At 62.6% G+C, this 8,971-nt stretch carries 10 protein-coding genes; 3 read left to right on the plus strand and 7 right to left on the minus strand.

The features are described from left to right. From gltA to A9975_RS13345, 7 genes are all read right to left on the minus strand, one after another. On the minus strand, positions 1–1,265 hold a 1,265-nt coding region (gene gltA / locus A9975_RS13315; protein WP_183033198.1), incomplete at its 3' end, for a citrate synthase. Between the two features lie 40 nt (positions 1,266–1,305). Next, positions 1,306–1,593 carry a succinate dehydrogenase assembly factor 2 gene (locus tag A9975_RS13320; protein ID WP_006161620.1) on the minus strand — a complete coding sequence of 96 codons (288 nt, stop codon included), beginning with the start codon at positions 1,591–1,593 and terminating at the stop codon, positions 1,306–1,308. 81 nt (positions 1,594–1,674) lie between these two features. Continuing rightward, positions 1,675–2,376 carry a succinate dehydrogenase iron-sulfur subunit gene (locus A9975_RS13325; protein WP_043348027.1) on the minus strand — a complete coding sequence of 234 codons (702 nt, stop codon included), beginning with the start codon at positions 2,374–2,376 and terminating at the stop codon, positions 1,675–1,677. A gap of 31 nt (positions 2,377–2,407) precedes the next feature. Beyond that, on the minus strand, positions 2,408–4,186 hold the full coding sequence (gene sdhA / locus A9975_RS13330; protein ID WP_043348030.1) for a succinate dehydrogenase flavoprotein subunit: 1,779 nt from the start codon (positions 4,184–4,186) through the stop codon (positions 2,408–2,410). Between the two features lie 3 nt (positions 4,187–4,189). Next, positions 4,190–4,555 carry a succinate dehydrogenase, hydrophobic membrane anchor protein gene (gene sdhD / locus A9975_RS13335; RefSeq protein WP_043348033.1) on the minus strand — a complete coding sequence of 122 codons (366 nt, stop codon included), beginning with the start codon at positions 4,553–4,555 and terminating at the stop codon, positions 4,190–4,192. Between the two features lie 13 nt (positions 4,556–4,568). Next, entirely contained in the window at positions 4,569–4,976 is a 408-nt protein-coding gene (sdhC, locus tag A9975_RS13340) for a succinate dehydrogenase, cytochrome b556 subunit (protein WP_183033199.1), read from the minus strand. Positions 4,977–5,236: 260 nt separating this feature from the next. Further along, entirely contained in the window at positions 5,237–6,058 is an 822-nt protein-coding gene (locus A9975_RS13345; protein WP_183033200.1) for a GntR family transcriptional regulator, read from the minus strand. A 340-nt stretch (positions 6,059–6,398) separates the two neighbouring features. Here A9975_RS13345 and A9975_RS13350 point away from each other — a divergent pair, with 340 nt between their 5' ends. From A9975_RS13350 to A9975_RS13360, 3 genes are all read left to right on the plus strand, one after another. Further along, positions 6,399–7,382, plus strand: coding sequence for a malate dehydrogenase (locus A9975_RS13350; RefSeq protein ID WP_150993520.1), 984 nt, complete (start codon positions 6,399–6,401; stop codon positions 7,380–7,382). 128 nt (positions 7,383–7,510) lie between these two features. Next, complete coding sequence (locus tag A9975_RS13355) at positions 7,511–8,491, plus strand: aldolase/citrate lyase family protein (protein ID WP_183033201.1); 981 nt, start codon at positions 7,511–7,513, stop codon at positions 8,489–8,491. A gap of 91 nt (positions 8,492–8,582) precedes the next feature. Then, positions 8,583–8,971 (plus strand): citrate/2-methylcitrate synthase (locus tag A9975_RS13360; protein WP_304523873.1); only part of this gene is annotated, 389 nt, incomplete at its 3' end.

An 8,971-nucleotide genomic window follows, 5' to 3' on the forward strand; every position in this document is an offset into this window, starting at 1 on the left:
GCGCCATTGAACAGCTGGCGCGGACGGCCGATCTTGTATTCCGGATCGGTGATCATTTCTTCCCACTGCGAGATCCAGCCCGGAGTGCGTGCCAGGGCGAAGATGCAGGTGAACAGCGACGTCGGGATGCCGAGCGCGCGTTGCACGATGCCCGAGTAGAAGTCGACGTTCGGGTACAGCTTGCGGCTGACGAAGTACTCGTCTTCCAGCGCGATCTTTTCCAGTTCCATGGCGAGCTTGAACAGCGGGTCGTTGTGCAGGCCCAGTTCGTTCAGCACTTCATAGCAGGTTTCGCGCATCAGCTTGGCACGCGGATCGTAGTTCTTGTACACGCGGTGGCCAAAGCCCATCAGGCGCACGCCCGAGTTCTTGTCCTTGACCTGTTTGATGAACTCGGTGATGTTGTCGACGCTGCCGATTTCCTCAAGCATCTTGAGGGCGGCTTCGTTGGCGCCACCGTGGGCCGGGCCCCACAGGCAAGCCACGCCGGCGGCGATGGCGGCGAACGGGTTGGTACCCGAGGAGCCAGCCAGGCGCACCGTGGAGGTGGAGGCGTTCTGCTCGTGGTCTGCGTGCAGGATGAAGATGCGGTCGAGCGCGCGCTCGAGCACCGGGTTCACCTTGTACGGGGCGCACGGCGTGGAGAACATCATCTGCATGAAGTTGCCCGAGTAGGACAGGTCGTTCTGCGGATAGATGTACGGCTGGCCGATGTTGTACTTGTAGGCCATGGCGACCAGGGTCGGCATCTTGGCGATCAGGCGGATCGCGGAGATTTCGCGCTGGTGCGGGTCATCGATGTCCATGGCGTCGTGGTAGAACGCGCTCATGGCGCCCACCAGGCCCGTCAGGACGGCCATCGGGTGGGCATCGCGGCGGAAGCCGCGCAGGAAGAACTGCATCTGCTCGTGAACCATGGTGTGGTTCATCACGGCGCCGACGAATTCTTCCTTCTGCTTGGCGTTGGGCAGTTCGCCCTTGAGCAGCAGGTAACAGGTTTCCAGGTGGTCGCACTTGGTGGCCAGCTGCTCGATCGGGTAGCCGCGGTACAGCAGCTCACCCTTGTCCCCGTCGATGTAGGTGATCTTCGAATTGCACGAAGCCGTCGACATGAAACCGGGGTCATAGGTGAACTTGCCGGTTTGTCCGTACAGCTTGCGAATATCGATTACGTCGGGGCCAACGGTACCCGTATAAATCGGCAGCTCAACGCTGGGGGAACCATCGGAAAACGATAGCGTGGCTTTCACATCGGACGGCGTCATGTCGGTTCCTTCTAATGCTGACTAATAATGTTGACGAAACTCAGACCGAACGCAGCAGGGCAATCACGTGCTGCATCGGGGGCGTGTCGAGCTCACCGTCCAGCTCCTTGCGCGCAAGAAGCAGGTCCATCAACTCGTTGTCGCTCAGCTCGAAGAGTTCGGAGAGCGAGGCCACGTCCTGGTCAGAGAGGCTTTCTTCGTAACGGTTGAAAAAACGTTCGACGATGATGTCGTTCTCCAGGAGGCCGCGCCGCGCGCGCCAGCGCAGTCGTGCACGCCGGTGCGGATCGGCCTGGTGGGAGAAACTGGGGGAAACACTTTCGGTCATAGGTACCTACTTCCGGCGCGCCGGTCGGGTATGCAGTTTGATATCCCGGACTGACGCGCCGCTTACAACAACCGCGCAGGATCAGACCGAGCGGCGAACCATCAGCTCTTTGATCTTGCCGATGGCCTTGGTCGGGTTCAACCCCTTCGGGCAAACGTCGACGCAGTTCATGATGCTGTGGCAACGGAACAGGCGGTACGGGTCGTTCAGGTCGTCCAGGCGCTGGCTGGTCGCCTGGTCGCGGCTGTCCGCGATAAAGCGATAGGCCTGCAGCAGGCCGGCCGGGCCGACGAACTTATCCGGGTTCCACCAGAACGACGGGCACGACGTCGAGCAGCTTGCGCACAAGATGCACTCATACAGGCCGTCCAGCTCGTCACGCTCCTCGGGCGACTGCAGGCGCTCTTTCTCGGGCGGCGGCTCGTCGTTGATGAGGTACGGCTTGATCGAGTTGTACTGCTTGAAGAACTGCGTCATGTCGACGATCAGGTCGCGCACCACCGGCAGGCCGGGCAGCGGACGCAAGACGATGCGTTCCGGCAGCTCAAGCATGTTGGTCAGGCAGGCCAGACCGTTCTTGCCGTTGATGTTCATCGCGTCCGAACCGCACACGCCTTCGCGGCACGAGCGGCGGAACGAGATGGTTTCGTCCAGCTTCTTCAGCTTGACCAGCGCGTCCAGCAACATGCGCTCATGACCGTCGAGCTCGACCTCGTACGTTTGCATGCGGGGGGCCGCATCCTTGTCCGGATCGTAGCGGTAGACTTCGAAAATACGCTTCATTTCTGTGGGTCCTGTGGGTCCTACGCGGTGCTTAGAAGGTCCGGGCCTTGGGAGGAACGCTTTCCACCGTCAGCGGGTTCATCTTCACCGGCTTGTAGTCGAGGCGGTTGCCTTCGCTGTAGAACAGCGTGTGCTTGAGCCAGCTCTCGTCGTCGCGATTCGGGAAGTCGCTGTGCGCGTGCGCGCCGCGGGATTCCTTGCGGGCAGCTGCCGAAATCATGGTGGCCTTGGCCACTTCCACCAGGTTGGCCACTTCCAGGGCTTCCACCAGCGCGGTGTTGAAGACCTTGGACTTGTCCTTCAGATGGATGTTGTCAGCACGTTCCGCCACTTCCAGGATGCGCTCGACGCCTTCGTCCATCAGCTTCTGCGTACGGAACACGCCCGCATGCGACTGCATGTTCTTGCGGATGTCGTTGGCCACGTCCTGGGTGTATTCACCCGACGACGACGATTGCAGCTTGGCCAGGCGCGACATGGCGCGGTCGGCAGCATCGGCCGGCAGCGGCTTGTGCTCTTTCTGCTTGATCGAGGTCGCCGCAATGTGGTTGCCGGCCGCGCGGCCGAACACCACCAGGTCCAGCAGCGAGTTGGTGCCCAGGCGGTTGGCGCCGTGCACCGACACGCAGGAGCATTCGCCGATCGCGTAGAAACCGTTGATGACTTCGTTGGGGTTGCCGTTCTTCGGCGCCACCACCTGGCCATTGATATTGGTCGGGATACCGCCCATCTGGTAATGGATGGTCGGCACCACCGGGATCGGTTCCTTGATCGCGTCGACGTTGGCGAACTTGACACCGATCTCGCGGATCGACGGCAGGCGCTTCATGATGGTGTCGGCCCCGACGTGCGTCAGGTCCAGCAGCACGTAGTCGCCGTTCGGGCCACAACCGCGGCCTTCCTTGATTTCCTGGTCCATCGAGCGCGAGACGAAGTCGCGCGGCGCCAGATCCTTCAGCGTCGGCGCATAGCGCTCCATGAAGCGTTCGCCGTCCTTGTTACGCAGGATACCGCCTTCCCCGCGCACGCCTTCGGTGATCAGCACGCCCGCACCGGCCACGCCGGTCGGGTGGAACTGCCAGAACTCCATGTCTTCCAGCGGCACGCCTGCGCGCGCTGCCATGCCCAGGCCGTCACCGGTGTTGATGAAGGCATTGGTCGAAGCGGCGTAGATACGGCCTGCGCCACCGGTGGCGAACAGCGTGGTCTTGGCCTCGAGGATGTAGACCTCGCCGGTTTCCATTTCCAGCGCGGTCACGCCTAGCACGTCGCCGTCGGCGTCGCGGATCAGGTCCAGCGCCATCCACTCGACGAAGAAGTGGGTCTTGGCGCGCACATTGCGCTGGTACAGCGTGTGCAGCAGTGCGTGGCCGGTACGGTCGGCAGCCGCGCAAGCGCGCTGGACCGGCTTCTCGCCGTAGTTCGACGTATGGCCGCCGAACGGACGCTGGTAGATGGTGCCGTCTGCGTTACGGTCGAACGGCATGCCGAAGTGTTCGAGCTCGTAGACGACCTTGGGGGCTTCACGGCACATGAATTCGATTGCGTCCTGGTCGCCCAGCCAATCGGAACCCTTGATGGTGTCGTAGAAGTGATAGTGCCAGTTGTCCTCGCTCATGTTGCCGAGCGAAGCGCCAATGCCACCCTGCGCCGCCACGGTGTGCGAGCGCGTCGGGAAAACCTTGGAGAGCACGGCTACATTCAGGCCGGCTTCCGCGAGCTGGAGGGATGCGCGCATCCCAGCGCCGCCCGCCCCGACGATGACCACGTCAAAGCGACGACGCGGCAATCCTGTCTTGACTGCGACCATTTATTACACCCTCCAGAGAATCTGAGCTGCGTAGCCCGCACAACCGACGAGCCACAGAATCGTAAGAACTTGCAGCACGAGGCGCACGGCCATCGGCTTCACATAGTCCATCCAGATGTCGCGCACGCCAATCCAGGCGTGATACAGCAGCGACAGGATGGTGAGGAACGTGATGATCTTCATCCACTGGTTGGAGAAGAGACCCGCCCACGCTTCGTAGGAAGCGCCGTTCGAGAGCAGGAAGGCGACTGCCAGCACGATGGTGAAGACCACCATGATGACAGCGGTGACGCGCTGCGCGAGCCAGTCTTTGAGACCGTAGTGCGCACCGACGACCAGACGCTTGGGACCGATATTATTATTTGCCACGTTGACTCTCTCCTCAGAACAGGCCGAACAGCTTCAGGCCGAAGACAGCGGTGAGCAACAGGCTGACGATCAGCACGGCAACAGCGGACTTCGCCGAAGCGGGCTTGGTCACGCCAACGTGCACGTCGAGCAGCAGGAAACGGATGCCGGCGCAGAAGTGGTGCAGGTAACCCCAGATCAGAGCCAGCAGAACCAGCTTGACGAAGCCGCCGGACAGAAGCGCCGAGAACTTTGCGAAGCTCAGTTCGGAAGTGACGCTCTGCTCGAAGAGATACAGGACGAAAGGAAGGAGGAGGAACATCAGAGCGCCGCTTGCGCGATGCAGGATGGACACCTTGCCGGCCCAGGGCAACCTGTAACGCGCCAGCTGCGTCACATGGATGTTCCTGAACTCCGGCCTGGCTTGTTTGGCTTCAGCCATTGCTAGACCCCATTTGCGGTAAACAAAAAACGAAACTTCTGAGCGCCCTGGATGCAAATGGATGCAGCCGGAGCAAATCCCGATAATTTTAGCGCCTTTGTTGCGCGGCGCACCAATAATTTTCAGCTATCGCGCACCAACATGGCGTGCCCGACAATCGCACGCAACCATGCCGCGAGGTAATCATCCCTGCTTTGCGCAACAGCGGCGGCTGCCGTGGCTGCAACAGCAATAATCGACATGGATTGCATTCCGGCGTATCAGCTCAAATCGTTCTGATAATAGTGCCGGGTGGTTACATACAGGCCGCGACGGACTTCGACGGGCCGGTCGCCATAGGTAAACGAGACGCGCTCGACAGACAAAAGCGGCGTGCCAGCGTCCACGGACAACAGCGACGCGGTGGCCTGGTCAGCGGCCACCGCGCGGATTTTTTCGCTCGCCCGGATCATGCGCGTGCCGAACTCGGCCTCGAACAGCGCATACATCGGGCCCTTCCATTCGGTCAGCTTCTCGGCCGTGAGGCCCTTGAAGTTGGTGCCCAGCAGCCAGATTTCGTCCAGTACGGTCGGCTCGCCGGAGAAAAACAGCACGCGGCGGATCTGCACCACGCCATCGCCGGTGCGGATGTCAAGAAGGCGTGCGATTTCGGCCGGCGCGCGCAGGCGCTTGCATTCCAGCACCTGGCTGGCCCCATAATGGGGCTCGCCCTCGTCGGGCACCAGGCGCAGGAAGCGGAACTTCACGCCATCCTCGTGGTGCGTCGTGACAAAGGTACCCTTGCCCTGGCGGCGCGCCACCAGGTTCTCGGCTGCGAGTTCGTCGATGGCCTTGCGTACCGTGCCCTGGCTGACCTTGTAGCGGGCCGCCAGGTCCATTTCGCTGGGGATCATGTCGCCGGGCTTCCATTCGCCGGACTGCAGGCTCTGCGTAATGAGCGCCTTGATCTGCTGGTAGAGTGGGCTGAATGTTGGCGAGGCCGCCGCCGCGGACGGCTGCGTCCCGGCGCCGGACGTAGCGGCGCCGTTATCCTGCACTGCAGCAACGGCAGTGCCGGCGAGGGACGGGGGCAGGGATGACATAGGCGAATTTCACCACAAAACGAGGAAGCGCGTCCAGCCCGCCATTAAATGTCTTATGTCTTATATAAGACATATGAATTGACAACACAAATGGGCAGGCCTACACTCCCGCAGGTTTCACGCCGACGCCCGCTCTGGATACGGCACCCCTCTTCGCAGTAGACTTACGCTTTGTCGCACCCCATGACCCGTTGTGGCTCCCTCCAGTCGGTATCGCTAGCAGCGCGCCGGCGGATTGCCGCTTGCCGCCGTGGCGACAAACCCGCAACCGGTGACGTCCGGACTACCCTCCGGCCAGGCACTGACCAGTTTCCCCCTCTTCTTGTTTGGAGAATTACTCATGGCTAAAGCCCCAATGCGCGTCGCAGTCACCGGCGCCGCTGGCCAGATCGGCTACTCCCTGCTGTTCCGCATCGCCAATGGCGACATGCTTGGCAAAGACCAGCCGGTCATCCTCCAATTGCTCGACCTCCCGCAAGCCCAGGCCGCCGTCAAGGGCGTGGTGATGGAACTGGAAGATTGCGCATTCCCGCTGCTGGCCGGCGTGGTGATCACCGACGACCCCAAGGTCGCGTTCAAGGACGCCAACGTCGCGCTGCTGGTCGGTGCCCGTCCGCGTAGCAAGGGCATGGAGCGCAAGGACCTGCTCGAAGCCAACGCACAGATCTTCACGGTGCAAGGCAAGGCGCTGGACGAAGTCGCCGCCCGCGACATCAAGGTGCTGGTGGTCGGCAACCCGGCCAACACCAACGCCTACATCGCGATGAAGTCGGCTCCGAGCCTGCCCAAGGAGAACTTCACCGCCATGCTGCGCCTGGATCACAATCGTGCCCTGTCGCAAATCGCCGCCAAGACCGGCAAGCCGGTTGCGTCGATCGAGAAGATGTTCGTCTGGGGCAACCACAGCCCGACCATGTACGCCGACTACCGCTACGCGACCGTCGACGGCCAGAGCGTCAAGGACCTGATCAACGACCACGCCTGGAACAACGACGTGTTCCTGCCGACCGTTGGCAAGCGCGGCGCCGCCATCATCGAGGCCCGTGGCCTGTCGTCGGCAGCTTCGGCCGCCAACGCTGCCATCGACCACGTGCATGACTGGGTCCTGGGCTCGAACGGCAAGTGGGTCACCATGGGCATCCCGTCGGACGGTTCGTACGGCATCCCCGAAGACACCATGTTCGGCTTCCCGGTGACCACCGCCAACGGCAAGTACGAAATGGTCAAGGGCCTCGAAGTCGACGCCTACAGCCAGGAAAAGATCAATATCACGCTCAAGGAACTGGAAGAAGAGCGTGCCGGCGTGCAGCACCTGCTCGGCTGATCCAGGATCCAGGCAGCGCCAATGACCAGACCGGAGCCTCGCATCGATTCACGAATCGGCGCGGGCTCCGGTTTTTTCATTCCGGCGCCCCGCCCCTACCTCCCTCAACCGCTATTCGATTGAATAAAGTGCATCCTTCCGAGGTCTTGTTCCAGGGCGAAGCCATTCCGACGCAACTGCCGGTCTGCGACCACTATGCCGGCAACGAAAAGCTGATGCTGAAATCGCTTGCCCTGCAGCAAGAGCTTGGGCCCGTCTTCGATATCACCTTCGACTGCGAAGACGGCGCCGCCGTCGGGCTGGAGCGCGAGCACGCCGAGTTGTGCGCACGCCTCATCAACAGCCCGCAAAACCACTTCAACCGCGTGGGCGTGCGCATCCATGACCCGGCGCACCCCTGTTGGCGCCAGGACATCGACATCCTGGTGAGCAGCGCCGGCGCCCGGCTGGCCTATGTGGTGGTGCCCAAGGTGACCGATGTGGTCGAGGTGGCGCGCGTCACCGACCACGTGAACCAGGCGGCCCGCGCCGCCGGCATCGCACGGCACATCCCTATTCATGTGCTGATAGAGACGCATGCCGCATTGGACCAGGTATTCGACATCGCCCGCCTGGTGCAGGTGGAATGCCTCAGCTTCGGGCTGATGGATTTTGTTTCCGCCCATCACGGTGCCATCCCGGGCGACGCCATGCGCTCGCCGCAGCAGTTCGAGCACCCGCTGATCCGGCGCGCCATGCTGGAGATCTCGGCCGCCTGCCATCGGTACGGCAAGGTGCCCTCGCATAACGTCAGCACCGATATCGAGCAGCCGTCTCGCGCCGGAGACGACGCCCTGCGCGCCCGGGCCGAATTCGGCTACCTGCGCAAGTGGAGCATCCACCCGGGCCAGATCCAGCCGATCGTGGCGGCCTTCCGCCCCAGCGGCACGGAGATTGGCGCGTCCAGCGAGATCCTGCTGGCCGCCTACGAGAACAACTGGGCGCCGATCCGCCACCAGGGCCAGTTGCACGATCGCGCCAGCTACCGCTATTTCTGGTCCCTTCTGCAGCGGGCGCACGCCACCGGTGCTGATCTGCCCGGCACGGTGCTCGAACGCTTCTTTGCATGAACGTTGCCTGGCACGCGCCAGGCGATGACCACGGTGTGCCACAGGATCGACCCCGCGCTTGGCTCGGGCAAGAGACCAGACAGGAGACGCGATGTCAGAGCAGCAGCCAGTCCCGCGGAACGCCCCGAAGCCGAAGAAATCCGTCGCCCTGTCGGGCGTGACCGCCGGCAATACCGCGCTGTGCACGGTCGGCCGTACCGGCAACGACCTGCACTACCGCGGCTACGACATCCTCGACATCGCCGAGACCTGCGAATTCGAGGAAATCGCCCACCTGCTGGTGCACGGCAAGCTCCCCACCCGCGCCGAACTGGCTGCCTACAAGGCCAAGCTCAAGGCCCTGCGCGGCCTGCCCGCCAACGTCAAGGCCGCACTCGAATGGGTGCCCGCCAGCGCCCACCCGATGGACGTGATGCGCACCGGCGTGTCCGTGCTCGGCACCGTGCTGCCGGAAAAAGACGACCACAACACCCCCGGCGC

Source organism: Cupriavidus sp. UME77 (genome assembly GCF_014170355.1).
Taxonomy (GTDB): domain Bacteria; phylum Pseudomonadota; class Gammaproteobacteria; order Burkholderiales; family Burkholderiaceae; genus Cupriavidus; species Cupriavidus basilensis.

Coding starts and splice junctions, on each gene's coding strand:
- A9975_RS13320 (WP_006161620.1), bottom strand. CDS start 1,593: ATGACCGAAAGTGTTTCCCCCAGTTTCTCCCACCAGGCCGATCCGCAC.
- A9975_RS13325 (WP_043348027.1), bottom strand. CDS start 2,376: ATGAAGCGTATTTTCGAAGTCTACCGCTACGATCCGGACAAGGATGCG.
- sdhA (WP_043348030.1), bottom strand. CDS start 4,186: ATGGTCGCAGTCAAGACAGGATTGCCGCGTCGTCGCTTTGACGTGGTC.
- sdhC (WP_183033199.1), bottom strand. CDS start 4,976: ATGGCTGAAGCCAAACAAGCCAGGCCGGAGTTCAGGAACATCCATGTG.
- A9975_RS13345 (WP_183033200.1), bottom strand. CDS start 6,058: ATGTCATCCCTGCCCCCGTCCCTCGCCGGCACTGCCGTTGCTGCAGTG.
- A9975_RS13350 (WP_150993520.1), top strand. CDS start 6,399: ATGGCTAAAGCCCCAATGCGCGTCGCAGTCACCGGCGCCGCTGGCCAG.